Source organism: Salininema proteolyticum, from assembly GCF_042685645.1.
Lineage (GTDB): Bacteria > Actinomycetota > Actinomycetes > Mycobacteriales > Micromonosporaceae > Salininema > Salininema proteolyticum.
This window is the reverse complement of record NZ_JBHUNX010000001.1, coordinates 2,013,793-2,029,920: the sequence shown is the minus strand read 5'-3', so window position 1 is coordinate 2,029,920 and position 16,128 is coordinate 2,013,793. Positions and strand designations below refer to the sequence as shown.

Here is a 16,128-nt window from a genome sequence, read left to right as displayed (position 1 = left end):
GGACCGCCCACGAACGGAGAACACCATGAACCGCCCCAACCTGCAGCGACGCAGGCTGCTCCAGATGCTCGGGCTCGCCGGCGCCTCGGCCCTGGCCGGCCCGGCGCTCACCGCCTGCTCTAGCGGAGCCGAGGCCGACGGCCGGCTCGGCCTGTGGACCCACAACGCCGGCAACCCGCTGGAGATGGAGGTCATCGACGCGATCATCGCGGACTTCAACAAGTCCCAGGAGGACTACTCCGTGCGCACCGAGTCCTTCCCGCAGGACGCCTACAACGACGCGGTGAACGCCGGGGCGCTCGCCGGGGACCTCCCCGACGTCCTGGACGTGGACGGCCCGAACACGCCGAACTGGGCGTGGTCGGGCCACCTCCAGGAGCTTCCGCTCGATAGTAAATCGATTAACCGACTCCTGCCCTCCTGCGTGGGCAGGTTCCAGGACAAGGTCTACTCGTTCGGGCTCTACGAAGCGGCCGTCTGCCTCTTCGCCCGCGAATCGGTGCTCGAGAGGCACCGGATCCGCGTCCCCTCCATGGACGACCCGTGGAGCGGGGAGGAGTTCGACGAGATCCTGGAGAAACTGGGCCGGGACTCCGGCTACGAGTTCGCCATCGACCTCGGAGTGGGGGACAAGGGGGAATGGTTCCCCTACGCGTTCTCCCCGTTCCTGCAGAGCCACGGAGGCGACCTCATCGACCGGGAGGGCTACGCCGGCGCCGAGGGAGTCCTCAACGGCACCGAGGCCGTAGCGTTCGGACGCTGGTTCCAGAGCCTCTTCGCCCGCGGGCTGTCCAACCTGGAGTCCACCGGCGAGCGCGAGGAGTTCGTCCAGGGCGCCTCCGCGCTGGCCTGGAACGGGAACTGGGCGGCCGTGGAGGCCATGGAGACCTACGACGACGTCCTCTTCCTTCCTCCGCCCGACTTCGGACGGGGGCCGGTGACCGGCGGCGGATCCTGGCAGTGGGCCGTCTCGGCGACCTCGCCCGAGACCGACGGAGCGAAGGCCTACCTGGAAACCTCCCTGCGCCCCGAGTACCTCGCCGAGCTGTCCGACCGCACCGGCCTCATCCCCGCCACCGACGAGGCGGCCGAGATGACCGAGAACTACGGCTCCGACGGGAGACTGCGCGACATCATGGAGTACTCCCGCTCCTACGCCCGGCTACGGCCGGAGACCCCGGCCTACCCCGTCATCTCCTCGGTCTTCCTCTCCGCGATCGACGACGTCGTCCACGGCGGCGACGTGGCCGAAACGCTCGACGAGGCCGTCGGCGAGATCGACAACGACATAGACTCCAACGGCGGATACGGGTTCTGAGATGGTCTCCGCCCCACCGCGCCCAGACACCGCCGCTCCCGCGAGGCCCGCGGGAGGCCGGCGTCGGCCCTCCCGCCCCACCGCCGCCCGCAAAGAGGCCCGCGCCGGCCGGCTCTTCGCCGCGCCCGCCGTGCTCCTCCTCGTGACGTTCTTGGTGGTGCCCACGGCCATGGCCCTATGGCTGAGCGTCACCAACGCCCGCCTCATCTCACCGACCGCCCCGGAGTTCACCGGCACGGCCAACTACGTCCGCGCCTTCACCGCGGACGGCGATTTCCAGAGGGCCCTGCTCAACACGTTCCTCTTCGCCGCCGCCGTCGTCCCCCTGCAAGGAGGCCTGGGCCTGGTCCTGGCGCTCCTGGTCGACCAGAAGCTGGCCGGACGCAACTTCTTCCGCACCGTCTACTTCATCCCGGTCATCACCTCCATGGTCGTCGTGAGCGTCCTGTGGCGGTTCCTCTATCAAGAAGAAGGGCTGATCAACTCGCTGATCTCCATGCTCAGCGGGGGAGCGCTGGAGGGGACGGCGTGGCTGTCGAACCCCTCGACGGCGCTGGGGGCCATCGTGGTCATGAGCGTCTGGCAGGGAGTCGGGTTCCACATGGTCATCTGGCTGGCCGGGCTGCAGAACATCCCCGAACAGGTCTACGAGGCCGCGCGGCTGGACGGCGTCACCGCTTGGCAGCGCTTCCGCCACATCACGCTGCCGCTGCTCAAACCGACCTTCGTTTTCGTGCTCGTCACGATCACCATCGCCGCCATGGGCCTGTTCGTCCAGGTCGACGTCATGACCAACGGCGGCCCGCTCTCCTCGACGACCACCATCGTGTTCGAGATCGTCCGCAAGGGATACCAGCAGCAGCAGATCGGCTACGGCGCGGCGCTCTCGGCCGTGTTCTTCGCGATCGTGCTCGTCCTGGCCTTCGTCCAGCGGCGACTGACCAGGGACAAGGACTGACATGACCCGAACTGTGAAAACCGGGGCGGGCGCGGGGAGGCGCCCGCTGTGGGCCTACGCGCCCATGGCCGCACTGGCGGTGTTCTTCCTCTTCCCGATCGTCTTCATGCTCGTCTCGAGCCTGAAGACCGACCGCCAGATCTTCGCCGACCTGACCTCGCTCAGGGCGTTCCTGCCGGTCGGGGAGCTGTCCCTCGACAACTACACGGCCGTGTTCGCACGCGTCCCGGTAGGGCGCTTCCTCCTCAACTCCGTCCTCGTCACCGGGATGATCGTGGGCCTCGGCCTGATCGTCAACTCCCTGTGCGGCTACGCCCTGGCCCGCATGCGCTGGGGCGGCAGGAAGCTCGTCTTCGCCTTCATCATCGCCACCCTCGTGGTGCCCTTCGAGACGATCGTCGTCCCGCTGCTCTACCTCGTGGCCAACCTCCCCTGGGTCGGGTTCGACGGACTCACCCCGGTGCTGGAGCAGGGCTGGCTCAACAGCTACCGGGTCCAGGTCGTCCCCTTCGTGGGCAACGCCTTCGCGGTCTTCCTCTTCGCGCAGTACTTCAAGAGCCTGCCGCCCGGACTGGAAGAGGCCGCGCGCATGGACGGGGCCGGCTGGTTCCAGATCTACCGGCGCATCATCGTCCCCCTCTCCACACCCGTATTCGCCACAGTAGCGATCCTGACGTTCGTGACCAGCCCGGGAACGTGGAACGCCTACCTCTGGCCGCTGATGACCGTGCAGAGCGAGGAACTGCGGCCGGTCATGGTCGGAGTCCAGTACTTCTTCCAGCTCGACACCGCCTGGGGCGAGGTCATGGCGTACATCTCCATGATCACCGTGCCGGTCGTCGCCGTCTTCCTCGCCTTCCAGAGAGCCTTCATGCAGAGCATCGCCGATTCCGGCATGAAGGACTGACTAGAAAGAGAAACATGCTCGAACTCGCCGACCACTGGGTCTGGGACTCCTGGTACGCCCGCGACGGAGAGGACCACCACGTCTTCTTCCTGCGCGCCTCGCGCGCCCTGGGCGACCCCGACCGCCGCCACCTCAGGGCGTCGGTGGGGCACGCCGTATCGCGCGACATGCGCGAATGGACGCTCCTGCCCGACGCCCTCGTCCCCGCCGACAGCCCCGCCTGGGACGACCAGGCCACCTGGACCGGCTCCGTCGTCCGCCACGGCGGAACGTGGCACCTGTTCTACACCGGCGTGTCCCGCGCCGAGAACGGCCGCGTCCAACGCATAGGGCACGCCGTGTCCGCCGACATCCTCACCTGGGAGCGAAAGGGAATGCTCCTCGAAGCCGATCCGGCCCTCTACGAGAGGTACACGCCCACCTCGGGCTGGTTCGACGAGGCCTTCCGCGACCCCTGGGTCTTCCCCGACCCCTCGGGCGAGGGCTGGCACATGCTCTTCACCGCCCGCGTCGCCGGACCCGACCACACCCGCACACGGGGCGTCGTCGGCCACGCCACATCACCCGACCTGGAGTCCTGGACCCAGCAGAAACCGCTCTCGCGGCCCGCCGCGACGGGATTCGGCCAGATCGAGGTCACCCAGCTGCACAAAGTGGACGGACAGTGGGTCCTCCTGTTCTGCTGCGGCCCCCGGGAGGCCTCGGACGCCCGCCGCGCCCAGAACCCGGCGGGAGACAACTACACCGTCGTGGTCGACGACCCGCTCTCCGGCTTCGACATCGACGCCGCCCGCCCTTTCGAGCACGAGAGCCTCTACGCCGCCCGACTGGTCGACATCGACGAGCGGCCCCACCTCATCGGATTCCGCAACATCGAAGAGGACGGCTTCGTCGGCGGGCTCATCGACCCGATCCCCGTCAGGCTCGAAGACGGAAGGCTGGTGCGCGCGTGATAGGCGTCGTCGGAGAAGCGCTCATAGACCTCTCAGTACCCCGGTCCGACCCCCGCCGGCCCGCCGCGCGCCCCGGCGGCAGCCCCATGAACGTCGCGGTCGGCCTCGCCCGCCTGGGCACCGAGACCGCCTTCGTCGGCCGCCTCTCCGGCGACGCCTTCGGCACGCTCCTGCGCGGCCACCTCACCGACTCCGGAGTGGACCTCACCTACACGGTGGAAGCGGCGGAGCCGACCGCGCTCGCCGTGGTCACCCTCGACGACGACGGGACGGCCGACTACTCATTCCACGTCGAGGGCACCGCCGACCGGTGGTTCACCCCGGCGGAGCTGCCCGAGGCCGACTTCGCCTGCGTCCACGCCGGCTCGCTGGCCCTGGCCCTGGAACCGGGGGCGAGCGCCGTCGCCGACTGGCTGGCCGCCCGGGGCACCGTCAGCCTCGACCCCAACGTCCGCCCGGGCCTCCTCGGCGACCGCGAAGCCTACCGCCGCCGTTTCGACCGGTGGCTGGAGTTCACCGACATCCTCAAACTCAGCGACGAGGACTTCGCGTGGATCAGCCCCGGAACGGACCCCGACCGGGCCGCCCGCGAGTGGATCGACAAGGGCGTGCGCCTCGTCGTCACCACCAGGGGACCGAGAGGGGCCACCCTCCGCACCTCCGACGGAGCGCTCTCCGTCGAGCCCTCGCCCGCCGCCGTAGCCGACACGATCGGCGCCGGCGACTCCTTCTCCGCCGCGCTCCTGCACCACCTGGAGCAGAGCGGGGACCTTGCCGGCCCCATAGACCTGGACCGGGCCGCCGAGGCCGTCCGGTTCGCCTCCAGGGCCGCCGCCCTGACCGTCTCGCGCCCCGGCGCCGACCCGCCCCGGCGCGGCGAACTCACCCCGTGACGAATGCACCGCACCCCTGCGACAAAGGAGTCACCATGGCCCTGACACGCAAGAGTTTCCTGGCCGCCACAGCGGCCCTAGGCGGCGCCGTGGCCGCCCCGGCCGTTCCCGGCGTGCCGACCGCGGCGGAAGCGAAGCCCGGTCCCCGGCGCGGGACCTCGCGGCGCGCCCGCTACCACTTCACCGTTCCCGAAGGGTGGAAGAACGATCCGCAGCGCCCCCTCTACCGCGACGGCGAATACCTCTACTACTACCTCTACAACGGCGACTACATCGAGGCCGCGGAAGGCACCGACTGGCGCCTGGCCACGACCGCCGACGGCGTCTCCTTCACCGACCGGGGGATAGCGGCGCCCAAGGACGCCAGCCCCAACGGCGACCTCTGGTCCGGCTGCGCCGTGGCGGACGAGGAGGACACCGCCGGGTTCGGCGCCGGCGCGATCATCATCCTGGCCACCCAGGAGGACCGCGCGGACGGCGACTCCCAGGCCCAGTTCCTCTGGTACTCCACCGACGGCGGCCGCTCCTTCACCCACGACGGGGCCGCGCCCGTCCTCGCCAACCCCGGCGTCGAGGACTTCCGCGACCCCAAGGTCCTCTGGCACGGCCCCACCGCCCGATGGGTCATGCTGTTGGCCGAGGGTCCGTCCGTCGGCTTCTACACCTCCCCGGACCTCAAGAGCTGGACCGAGTCCGGCCGCTTCGACCACGGTGGACTGGGGACTCTGGAATGCCCCGACCTGTTCTGGATCGAGTCCGACAGCGGCCCCGGCCGCTGGGTCCTCGGGGTCTCGGGCAACGCCAAGGGCGCGGGGCTCTACTGCACCTACGCCTACTGGACCGGGGATTTCGACGGAACCTCCTTCGCCGCCGACCGCGCCGAGCCCCGCTGGCTCGACCACGGCTTCGACTGGTACGGGGCCGTCACCTGGGAGAAGGTCGACGCCGGCGAACCCGACCCGGCCACGCGCTACGCCCGTGCGTGGATGAACTTCTGGGACTACCCGCACGAGACGCCCACCTGGGACTCCGACGGCTACAACGGGACCGACTCCCTCACCCGCGAGATCCGCCTCCACTGGCCCTCGCCCGACGAGGCGGTCCTCCTCTCCTCTCCGGTGGAGGCGCTCGAGGAGTACGCCACGTCCGTCGTCCGGCTCGGCGACGTCGCCGTTGAGGGCCGCCTCCCGCTCGACTACACCGGGCACGCCTACGAGATCAGCGCCGACATCTCCTGGGAGACGGCCGAGAACGTCGGGTTCCAACTGCGCCGCAGCCCGTGGGGGTCGCGGCACGTCGACGTCGGCGTCCACGCCGACTACGTCTACCTCAACCGGGGCGGCACGTGGAACCCCGACCGGACCGCCACCTGGCTGGAGTCCACCTCGCCGTTCGATCCCGCTCGCAAGAGCGTCAGGCTGCGGATCTTCGTCGACCACACCAGCGTGGAGGTCTTCGTCGACGACGGCCGGCACGTCCACACCTCGCAGGCCTTCCCGGACCTGCGCGACGAGGGGATCGCGCTCTACTCCCACGGGGGAGGGGCCGTGTTCTCGGACCTCGTGATCACCGAGTACGAGGTGTGAGCCCCCGCCTGTCGCCCGCGGGCATGTTCCAGGCGCCGGCCAGGTCGGACTCGGCGACGTTGGAGCCGCCGCCGTAGAACTCGGTGAACTTCATGATCAACGGGTCCCAGGCGTCGGGGTCGATGTGCGAGGTGCCCGGCAGCACGAGGCCCTCGTCGACGTGGACGCGTCGCACATGGACCTCGAAGCAGGTCGCGAAAGGCTCGGGATACCCGAGTGGGCGGGCCTTGACCAGGCAGCACTCGAGTTGGATCGGCGACTCTGCCACGCGGGTCGGCTCGACGAGCACGGATTCCCGCTCGGTCAGGCCCGCCGCCCCGTACTTGTCCGCCTCGAACCGGTAGCCCTTGGCCCTCTTGCTCTCCGAGGGCGTCCGGCTGCCGGTCAGCAGCGCGATCTTATTGACCGCGCCGGCCATCTCCGGAGGCACGAGGTTGATGACGACCTGGCCCTGGCGCTTGAGGTTCGCGGTGGTCTGGCTGGAGGCGCCCATGCCCAGCAGGGCGGAGCGCCCCAGCCACCACACCGACGACATGGGCGCGATGTTCGTCGTCCCGTCCGGGTTGAGGGTTCCCAACAGGACCACCGGGGTGCCGAAGTACAGGACTTTGAGATCGTTCAGTTCCGTTGTCACAGGGCAATGGTCGCTCGCCTCGGGCACCTTCGACCGGCAGGAAAACGACGTCGCGCCGGGACTGCGGGGCAGTCCTCCGAGGGCGGCCTCTTCCACTCGCCCGTCCGGCACAGTTGCTCGCCGTCGCGCCGCACGCTCTCGATGTAGTCGAACGCGTAGCCCAGCGGCCCGGAGCGTTTCATGGACGTCAGCTCGTCGCCCGCCTGGAGATCCATATTGGAGCAGACTCGGGCGCGCGCCTCCTCCGACTGGCCGGGTATCCGCTGCAGCTCCCATTCTCACAGCCCGGTCCACCACCACACCGACCCGGGGGTTCGAGCGTCGTCAACCGTATGGGTATCCGGGGACTCCCGGGTGCGGCCGGGCGACTTCCGCCGGAGTCTCACTCGGGGGCAGGGGCCTCCGTCCACGCTACCGGGCGGGGCCGACTTCCAGATCCCTCACCGGACGGTCCCCACCGTCCAGGCCCTCCCCGCTCCGCTCTCCGGCGCCCTGCTTCCGCAGGATGCGCTCGCGCACGGTGTCCCCCCAGTCCTCCAGGGGTTTGAGGGCGCCGGCCAGCTCCCAGCCCAGCTCGGTCAACTCGTACTCCACGCGCGGCGGGATCTCGGCGTAGACGGTTCGGCTGACGATCCCGTCCTGCTCCAGCTGGCGCAGCTGCTCGGTCAGGACCTTCTCGCTGATGCCCTCCAGAAGGCGGCGGATCTCCCCGAACCTCCTGGGGCCCTGGTCGAGCACCCACATCATGTTCAGCTTCCACTTTCCGCCCACGATCTCCACCGCCAGGCTCATCCCGCACATGTTATCCACGTCTCTTGTAAGGTCCACCGCGACTCCTCGACGGTATTGCGTACGTTTCGGTAAGTACCGCACCGGAAAGTGCGTTCTTGCAGGTCGATGACGATACAGTCATCATAATGGCATGAGTAGCAACGAAACCGCCAATGAAAATGTTCCCGCCGTCACCGTCATGGGCCTGGGGCCCATGGGACGCGCGACCGTCCGATCGCTCCTCAAGGCCGGCTACGCCGTGACGGTCTGGAACCGCACCGCCTCCAAGGCCGAGGACCTCGTCGCGGAGGGGGCCATGATGGCGCCGACCGTCTCCGAGGCCCTGCGCGCCAACGAGGTCGTCATCCTCTCCCTCACCCACTACGAAGCCATGTACGCCATCCTCTCCCAGGCCGAGGAGGCTCTCGCGGGCAGGTTGATCGTCAACCTCTCCTCCGACACCCCGCAGGAGACGCGCGAGGGCGCCCAGTGGGTCGAGGACCGGGGGGCCCGGTTCCTGGCGGGAGGCTTCATGAGCCAGTCCGACGACATCGAGCACGAACTGTCCTACCTCTTCTACAGCGGCCCCAAGGCCCTGTACGAGGAGTACGCCGACCTTCTGCGACCGATCTGCCGCCCGGAGTACCTGGGGGAGGACTACGGACTCTCGCAGCTGTACTACCAGGCCATGCTCGGGGTGTTCCACCCCTTCCTGCTGAGCCTCCAGCAGGCCTTCGCCACGGTCGACGCCTACGGGGCCGACAGCGGCGACTTCGCCGCCTACGCCGAGGGTTTCGCGGCCAACCTCGGGGCCTTCGTCCCGTTCGTCCACGCCCTCCACAAGGGGGACGGCCTCGAGGAGAACGCCGGCGACGCGATGATGGAGGCCAGCGCCGACCACGTCGCCAAGACCTCCGAGGCCGTCGGAGTCGACGCGCCGGTCACGAGGGCCGTCCGCACCGTCTACCGCGAACGCCTGGGCAAGTCCGACGACTGACCGAACGGCGGGGTTGTCCTGGGCCATGCGACGCAACCCCGCCCTCTCCCGCGGTCGGCCGATGTACCAGAATGTTCCACCGTGTCTCACGAACTCGTCGCGTACCTCGGCGTCATGGACGCCGGAAAGTCCACCCTCGCCCTCCAGTACCACCACTCCCTCGGCGGTGACGGCGTCCTCTACACCTGCCAGGACCGCTCCGGCACGGGAATGATCTCCAGCCGCATAGGGCTCTCCCACGAGGCCCGCGAGGTCGCCCCCGACCTCGACGTCTACGACGAGCTCGCCGACCTCAAACCCTCCTACGTGGTCGTCGACGAGGTGCAGTTCCTCCAGGCCCCCAAGCAGATCAACCACCTGGCCGACGCCGTGGACGGCCTCGGCATCGACGTCTACGCCTTCGGCCTCAAGACCGACTTCCTCGGCCGCCTCTTCCCCGCCTCCGCCCGCCTGCTCGAACTGGCCGACCGCGTCGAGGAGCTGCCCGTCCCCGTCCGCTGCTGGTGCGGCGCCAAAGGCACCCAGAACGCCCGCGTCCGCGACGGCGTCATGGTCTTCAGCGGCGACGTCGTCGAGATCGGCGACATGGACTCCTACACCGTCCTCTGCCGCAAGCACCACCGCGCCGGACTCGCCTGAGACCTGGCCCCGGCCGCGCCACACCGGCGGGCCTCCCCGTCCCGTCGCACCCGGACGGTAGACTGTCCCCGCATGACGATCCAACCGCGAACCCTCCTGTGGGACATGGACGGCACCCTCGTCGACACCGCCCCGATCTGGGCAGGGGTCTGGGGCGAGGTCCTCTCCTCGCTCGGCGTCCCCCTCCGGTCCGAAATCCGCTCCCGCCTGGCCTACTGCGCCGAACGCCAGGCCATCGACCTCGTCCTGCGCGAGACGGGACTCGGGACCGAGCACACCGACCTGGTGCGCGACCAGATGAACGAGAAGGCCCGCGCCCGCTTCGCCGAAGACGTCCCCCTCATGCCCGGCGCCGCCGGGATCCTCCGCGAAGCGAGTGAGCGCGGCATACCCCAGGCCCTGGTCACCTCGTCGGTCAGGGAGGTCACCGACCTGATCCTGCCGCACATCGGACGCGGCCACTTCGCCTTCACCATCACCTTCACGGAGGTCGCCTCGCCCAAACCGCACCCCGAGCCCTACCTGCGGGCCGCCGAGGCCCTCGGCGCCGACCCCGCGAGCGCGCTGGTCGTCGAGGACTCTCACTCGGGAGTCAGGGCCGGCCTCGCCGCCGGCGCCCGCGTCCTGGCCGTCAACGACGCCCTCGACCTGGACGACCACCCCCGCCTCCACCGGCGCACCACCCTGGAGGACACCGCGCTGGACGAGCTCCTCGCCACGGGGTGACGACGGACACCGCACCTGCGGAGGAGCGAGTCGCCACGTAACCTAGAGGACGTGAACGATTTTCCGGAGGCCCTGTTCTGGGACATGGACGGCACCCTCGTCGACACCGAGCCCCTGTGGGACGACGCCACCGCGGCCTTCCTGGCCGACCACGGCGTCGACCACTCAGACGAGCTCCGCCACCAGATGGTCGGCGCCCCCGGTAGCGTCGTCATCCCCCTGATCCTCCAGGCCGCCGGGCTCGGACCCGAACACGCCGACCAAGTCAGGGCCCGCATCAAGGCCCACGTCGTCACCGCCTTCTCCGCCGGCGTCCCCCTCATGCCCGGCGCCGTCGGCCTCCTCGAGGAGGCCGACGCCAAGGGCATCCCCCAAGTCCTGGTCACCTCCACGTCCCCCGACCTCACCGACATCCTCCTGGAGAGCATCGGACGCCGCCGCTTCGAGCACATCGTCACCCCCGTCGACGTCGACCACCCCAAACCCCACCCCGCGCCCTACCGGAAGGCCGGAGAGCTGATCGGCGTCCCCGTCACCGAAACCCTGGCCATCGAGGACTCCGCCTCCGGCATCCGCTCGGCGCTCGCCGCCGGGGCCGGCGTGATCGCGGTGCCCTCCTCGGCTCCGCTGCCCGAGGAGCACCCGCTGCTGCGCGTCAGGAGCCTGGACCACTACCGGCTGGCCGACCTCCCGGCGCTGGCCTACCGCGCGCCGGCTGTGTGAGGCCTCCCTCAAGGCCCTTCCCGCCCAAGGAGCCGCACGTAGCCTGGAGGGCGTGAACGATATTCCGAAGGCCCTTCTGTGGGACATGGACGGCACCCTCATCGACACCGAGCCGCTGTGGGACGAGGTGATGGAGGAGATCCTCGCCGAGCACGGCCGGGCGATGACCTCCGAGATCCGCCACAGCATGGTCGGATCCTCCGAGAGCGGCTCCATCCCCATCATGCTCGACGCCTCCGGTCTGGAGCCCGACGCCGAGAACTACGAGTGGATGCGCGTGCAGTTCAACACCCGCATCACCGCCAAGTTCCAGCGGGGCGTCGCACACCTCGCCGGCGCGCAGGACATGCTCCGCGAGGCGGCCGCGGCCGGAATCCCCCAGGCGCTGGTCACCTCCACCAACCGGGAGCTGACCGAGCACCTCCTGCCGCACATCGGACGCGGCCACTTCGACCTCACCGTCACCTCCAGCGACATCGAGCGCCCCAAACCGGACCCCCAGCCCTACCTGAGGGCCGCCGAGAAGCTGGGCGTCGACCCCGCCGACGCGCTCGTGCTGGAGGACTCGCCGACGGGCATCCGAGCGGCCGTGGCCGCCGGCGCCAACGTCGTGGCCGTGCCCTCCCCGGTCCCGCCGCCTCCCGAACTGGGCCTGGAACGCACCGGACCGCTCGACCGCTACCGCCTCTCCGACCTGTTCGCCATGTCCTACCGGGCCGCGTGACCGCACGGGCCGACTTCCGCGCGCCGCGGCTGCGAACGGACTCCGCACACTGAAAGGGCGGGTGCCTCCCACATGGGAGGCACCCGCCCTTTCACTCAGCAGTCGCCGCCGTTCAGGCGTCGACGAGCTCCGTCTCGGAGATCAGCTCGGCGGTCCGCCGGCGCACCTCCTCGGTGTCGAGGCCGCGGATCATCACCGTCGTCCGGCGCCGCAGCACGTCCTCGGTGGTGTGCGCCCACTCCTGGCGCGCCGCCCAGACCGCCTGCGCCCAGATGTCCGGGCCGTCGGGGTGGATGCGCTCCAGCAGCGACGGGTCGGACTCCCCGAGCGCCAGCACCTGGTGGCTGAGGGTGCCGTAGTGGCGCGACAGGTGCGCCACTATGTCCTCGTCCAGGTCCGGGTGGGAGTTGCGCAGGACCCGGTCGACCAGCGCCGGATCCGCGGCTCCGGGCAACGGGGCCGGACCGACGGCGGGCGGGCCGCCGGGAAGGCGGTCGCGGACGGCCTCGTAGATCTTCGTGCCGATGTGGACGAAGGTCGTCCACTTGCCGCCGGCCACGGAGACCATGCCGCCCTTGCCGACGGTCACCACCGTCTCGCGGGCGGCGTTCTTGGTGTCGCCGTCGCCCATCGGCAGCACCCGCAGACCCGCGAACCTGTAGGTGATGTCCTCCCGGCGCAGCTGCTCACCGCCCAGCGAGAAGCTCGCCTCGTCCAGGATCTGGTCGACGTCGGCGTCGGTGGCGCGCACCTGGGACGGGTCGCCCTGGTAGTCCTCGTCCGTCGTCCCCAGCAGAAGGTGGCCCTCCCACGGGATCGCGAAGGACACCCGCACGTCGTCGATCGGCGTGGTGACGGCCGCCCGCCAGTGCTGCTTGCGCTTCACCACCACGTGGGCGCCCTTCGACAGCCGGATGCTCGGCTTCGCGTCCGGGTCCTCCATGCGCCGCAAGTGGTCCACCCACGGCCCCGACGTGTTCACCACCACCGACGCCGAGACGCCGTACTCGGTTCCGTCCAAACGGTCGCGCAACTCGGCGCCGCGCACCTGCCCGTCCTGGAACCGCAGCCCGGTGACCTCGGTGTGGTTGAGGATGACCGCCCCGGCCTCCACCGCCGCCCGCGCGACCGTGACGGCCAGGCGCCCGTCGTTCATCTGGTGGTCCCAGTACTTGCCCGAACCCTTGAGCCCCGACGTCTTCAACGCCGGCACCGCCTGGCGGGACTTGGCCGGGTTGACCAGCCGGCCCATACCGTCGCCGAACCGGGAGAGCGCCGAGTACAGCACCACGCCCGCGCCGATGGCGGCCTTGCCGTGCGGCCCGCCCTTGTACAGCGGCACCATGAACGGAAGCGGCCTCACCAGATGCGGAGCCAGGTAGTCGGCCAGCTCCCGGCGCGCCTGGTGGTTCTCGCGGACGAGCCCCACCTGGCCCATGGCCATGTAACGCAGCCCGCCGTGCACGAGCTTCGACGAGGCGGTCGAAGTGGCCCCGGCGAAGTCGCCCTTGTCGACCAGCGCCACGCGCAGTCCCGAGCGCGCCGCGGTCCAGGCGGCGGAGATCCCCAGGATTCCCCCGCCGATGATGAGTACGTCGAACGATCCGTGTCCGATACCGGCGCGGAGGATGCCCCTCTGCTGGTCTGCCACGGGTTCCATGTCGTCCCCTTCCGTTCCTTGCTTAGGTGTTCGCTGTGGCGGTGTTCGTTGCGGCGGTAGGAGTCCGGGGTGCTAGGACTCCGCGCGGTCCACCCAGCCGAGCGACCGCTCGACGGCCTTGGACCACTGCCGGTGCTCGCTCTTGCGGCGCTCGGCGTCCATCGACGGAGTCCACTCGGCGGCCTTGTGCCAGTTGTCCCGCAGCTCGTCGAGGTCGTTCCAGTACCCCACGGCCAGGCCGGCGGCGTAGGCCGCGCCCAGACAGGTCGTCTCCGCGACCATCGGCCGCACCACCGGAGCGTCCAGCACGTCGGCCAGGTCCTGCATGAGCAGGTTGTTGGCCGTCATGCCGCCGTCGACCTTCAACTCGGTCAGATCGACGCCGGACTCCTTCTCCATCGCGTCGGCGACGTCCTTGGTCTGCCACACGGCCGACTCCAGGGCCGCCCGCGCGATGTGCCCCTTCTCGATGTACCCCGTGAGACCCACGATCACGCCGCGCGCGTCGTCCCTCCAGTGCGGGGCGAACAGGCCGGAGAACGCCGGGACGATATAGCAGCCCCCGTTGTCCTCCACCGTCCGCGCCAGCGTCTCGATCTCCGGAGCGGAGTTGATCAGCCCCAGGTTGTCGCGCAGCCACTGCACCAGGGCCCCGGCCACCGCGATCGAACCCTCCAGGGCGTAGTGGACCGGCTGGTCGCCGATCTTGTAGGCCACGGTCGTCAGCGAGCCCCGCGCGCTCATCACCGGCTCCTCACCGGTGTTGAGCAGCATGAACGAACCCGTGCCGTAGGTGTTCTTGGCCTCGCCGGGGGAGAAGCAGGTCTGGCCGAACAGGGCCGCCTGCTGGTCGCCCAGCGCCGAGGCGACCGGGACGCCCTCGAGCGAACCGGTTCCCTCGCCGTAGATCTCGGCCGAGGAGCGGATCTCCGGCAGGATCGCCCGCGGAATGCCCATGGCCTCGAGGATCTCGTCGTCCCACTGCATGGTCTCGAGGTTCATCAGCATCGTCCGGCTGGCGTTGGTCACGTCGATGACGTGCTTCCCGCCGGTCAGGTTCCAGATGACCCAGGAGTCCATGGTCCCGAACACGACCTCGCCGGCCTCGGCGCGCTCGCGCAGACCCTCCACATTGTCCAGCAGCCAGCGGATCTTCGGACCCGAGAAGTACGTCGACAGCGGCAGCCCGCACTTGTCGCGGAAGCGGTCGTTGCCCTCTTCCCCCGCCAGCTCGTGGACGATGTCCGCCGTGCGGGTGTCCAGCCAGACCAGCGCGTTGTGCACCGGCTCGCCGGTCTTCTTGTCCCAGATCAGCGTCGTCTCGCGCTGGTTGGTGATGCCGATGGCCGACAGGTGCTTGGTGGTCACGCCGAGCTTGTCGAGCGCCTCCTGCACCACGTCCTGCACATTGTCGCGGATCTCGACCGCGTCGTGCTCGACCCAGCCGGGCTTCGGGTAGATCTGGCGGTGCTCCTTCTGCGCCACGGAGACGATCGCCCCGGAGTGGTCGAAGATGATGCACCGGCTAGACGACGTTCCCTGGTCGATCGCGGCTATGTAGTACTTCGGCATTGGTTACCTCTCATCCTTGAAAAGTCAGTGGCTAGAGTGCGAATCCGGTGGCCTGCCACACCAGCGCTCCCGCCACGCCGCCCACCACGGGGCCGACGACGGGGACCCAGGCATAGGCCCATTCCGAGCCGCCCTTGCCCGGGATGGGCAGCACGGCGTGCATGATACGGGGTCCGAGGTCGCGCGCCGGGTTGATCGCGTAACCGGTCGGCCCGCCGAGACTCATGCCGATGGCGACGACCAGGAGGCCGGTCAGCAGCGGCGCGGTGCCGGTGGCATAGGCCGACTGCAGGTCCACGCCGTCGATGTGCTCGCCGTTGGCGCCGATCGCGAGGACGCCGAAGACGAGCATGAAGGTGCCGACGACCTCGGTGACGAGGTTCCACGGCTTGGACTTGATAGCCGGGGAGGTCGAGTAGGGGGCCAGCTTGACGTCCGAGTCGTCGGTGGCCTCCCAGTGCTTGTAGTAGGTGAGGAAGACCAGCAGCGCGCCGGTCATGGCGCCGAGGATCTGAGCTCCCAGGTATCCGGGGACCATCGCCCAGTCGAACTCGCCGATGCTGGCCAGCCCGATGGTGACGGCGGGGTTGATGTGAGCGCCGCTGATGCTGCCCACGGCGTAGACGGCCATGGCGACCGCGAGGCCCCAGCCGAGCGTGATGAGGACCCATCCGCCGTTCTCGGCCTTGGACTTCTTGAGGACGGCACCGGCGACCACGCCGTTGCCGAGCAGGATCAGGATCGCGGTGCCGATGAACTCGGCCAAATACTCCATCTCCGACCACTCCTTTGTCGTTGGAAGAGGACAACCGACGGCTTCGATTCCGTTCCGCGGGGTCGGGCACCGGTCTCAAAGCCGAACAACATTCGATAATGTCGAACGCATAAGGGAAATGTTAATGGAGTCCTACGGCATTCGGCAAGGCTGAAATATTACGAAACGGCAACAAAATCTAAACGCCCGTGCGCTGGTTCCGAGACTTCCCACCATCAAACCACACAGAACCTCGACTACGCCACACCCATTCGACAGTGCCGAACGAATCTCACCACGAGCCGTTATCCTT

At 69.3% G+C, this 16,128-nt stretch carries 16 protein-coding genes; 11 read left to right on the top strand and 5 right to left on the bottom strand.

Annotated features, from left to right (window positions below; all coding sequences use genetic code 11):
* The first annotated feature begins 25 nt into the window (after positions 1 to 25).
* The 6 genes from ACFTE1_RS09475 to ACFTE1_RS09450 are packed head-to-tail and all read left to right on the top strand — an operon-like array spanning position 26 to position 6,615.
* Positions 26 to 1,318 (top strand): sugar ABC transporter substrate-binding protein, encoded by a 1,293-nt coding sequence (locus ACFTE1_RS09475; protein WP_380623462.1) that lies wholly within the window; start codon positions 26 to 28, stop codon positions 1,316 to 1,318.
* Between the two features lies 1 nt (position 1,319).
* Positions 1,320 to 2,276 carry a carbohydrate ABC transporter permease gene (locus tag ACFTE1_RS09470; protein WP_380623464.1) on the top strand — a complete coding sequence of 319 codons (957 nt, stop codon included), beginning with the start codon at positions 1,320 to 1,322 and terminating at the stop codon, positions 2,274 to 2,276.
* Between the two features lies 1 nt (position 2,277).
* Positions 2,278 to 3,183 carry a carbohydrate ABC transporter permease gene (locus ACFTE1_RS09465; RefSeq protein WP_380623466.1) on the top strand — a complete coding sequence of 302 codons (906 nt, stop codon included), beginning with the start codon at positions 2,278 to 2,280 and terminating at the stop codon, positions 3,181 to 3,183.
* 14 nt (positions 3,184 to 3,197) lie between these two features.
* On the top strand, positions 3,198 to 4,136 hold the full coding sequence (locus ACFTE1_RS09460; RefSeq protein WP_380623468.1) for a family 43 glycosylhydrolase: 939 nt from the start codon (positions 3,198 to 3,200) through the stop codon (positions 4,134 to 4,136).
* Positions 4,133 to 5,029 carry a carbohydrate kinase family protein gene (locus tag ACFTE1_RS09455; RefSeq protein ID WP_380623470.1) on the top strand — a complete coding sequence of 299 codons (897 nt, stop codon included), beginning with the start codon at positions 4,133 to 4,135 and terminating at the stop codon, positions 5,027 to 5,029. The genes ACFTE1_RS09460 and ACFTE1_RS09455 overlap by 4 nt, the downstream gene beginning before the upstream one ends.
* Positions 5,030 to 5,064: 35 nt before the next feature.
* Positions 5,065 to 6,615: a glycoside hydrolase family 32 protein gene (locus ACFTE1_RS09450; RefSeq protein WP_380623472.1), complete on the top strand. Its 1,551-nt coding sequence runs from the start codon at positions 5,065 to 5,067 to the stop codon at positions 6,613 to 6,615.
* Here ACFTE1_RS09450 and ACFTE1_RS09445 read toward each other — a convergent pair.
* Complete coding sequence (locus tag ACFTE1_RS09445) at positions 6,596 to 7,249, bottom strand: flavin reductase family protein (RefSeq protein ID WP_380623474.1); 654 nt, start codon at positions 7,247 to 7,249, stop codon at positions 6,596 to 6,598. The two genes, ACFTE1_RS09450 and ACFTE1_RS09445, sit on opposite strands and share 20 nt — an antisense overlap.
* Positions 7,250 to 7,660: 411 nt before the next feature.
* Entirely contained in the window at positions 7,661 to 8,041 is a 381-nt protein-coding gene (locus ACFTE1_RS09440) for a winged helix-turn-helix transcriptional regulator (RefSeq protein ID WP_380623499.1), read from the bottom strand.
* Between the two features lie 130 nt (positions 8,042 to 8,171).
* On the opposite strand from ACFTE1_RS09440, the gene ACFTE1_RS09435 reads away from it, so the two are divergent.
* The 5 genes from ACFTE1_RS09435 to ACFTE1_RS09415 all read left to right on the top strand — a co-directional run bounded on the left by ACFTE1_RS09435 (position 8,172) and on the right by ACFTE1_RS09415 (position 11,829).
* Positions 8,172 to 9,017, top strand: coding sequence for an NAD(P)-dependent oxidoreductase (locus tag ACFTE1_RS09435; protein ID WP_380623476.1), 846 nt, complete (start codon positions 8,172 to 8,174; stop codon positions 9,015 to 9,017).
* An 81-nt stretch (positions 9,018 to 9,098) separates the two neighbouring features.
* Positions 9,099 to 9,656: a thymidine kinase gene (locus ACFTE1_RS09430; RefSeq protein ID WP_380623478.1), complete on the top strand. Its 558-nt coding sequence runs from the start codon at positions 9,099 to 9,101 to the stop codon at positions 9,654 to 9,656.
* Between the two features lie 72 nt (positions 9,657 to 9,728).
* Positions 9,729 to 10,382 carry an HAD family hydrolase gene (locus ACFTE1_RS09425; protein ID WP_380623480.1) on the top strand — a complete coding sequence of 218 codons (654 nt, stop codon included), beginning with the start codon at positions 9,729 to 9,731 and terminating at the stop codon, positions 10,380 to 10,382.
* 51 nt (positions 10,383 to 10,433) lie between these two features.
* A complete protein-coding gene (locus ACFTE1_RS09420; RefSeq protein WP_380623482.1) occupies positions 10,434 to 11,105 on the top strand; it encodes an HAD family hydrolase in 672 nt (223 codons plus the stop codon).
* A gap of 52 nt (positions 11,106 to 11,157) precedes the next feature.
* Entirely contained in the window at positions 11,158 to 11,829 is a 672-nt protein-coding gene (locus tag ACFTE1_RS09415) for an HAD family hydrolase (RefSeq protein ID WP_380623483.1), read from the top strand.
* Between the two features lie 112 nt (positions 11,830 to 11,941).
* Here the strand turns inward: ACFTE1_RS09415 and ACFTE1_RS09410 are convergent, their stop codons facing one another.
* The 3 genes from ACFTE1_RS09410 to ACFTE1_RS09400 form a co-directional block, all read right to left on the bottom strand.
* Entirely contained in the window at positions 11,942 to 13,489 is a 1,548-nt protein-coding gene (locus tag ACFTE1_RS09410) for a glycerol-3-phosphate dehydrogenase/oxidase (protein WP_380623485.1), read from the bottom strand.
* 72 nt (positions 13,490 to 13,561) lie between these two features.
* A complete protein-coding gene (glpK, locus tag ACFTE1_RS09405; RefSeq protein ID WP_380623487.1) occupies positions 13,562 to 15,061 on the bottom strand; it encodes a glycerol kinase GlpK in 1,500 nt (499 codons plus the stop codon).
* A gap of 31 nt (positions 15,062 to 15,092) precedes the next feature.
* Positions 15,093 to 15,836: an MIP/aquaporin family protein gene (locus ACFTE1_RS09400; protein ID WP_380623489.1), complete on the bottom strand. Its 744-nt coding sequence runs from the start codon at positions 15,834 to 15,836 to the stop codon at positions 15,093 to 15,095.
* Positions 15,837 to 16,128 lie beyond the last annotated feature (292 nt).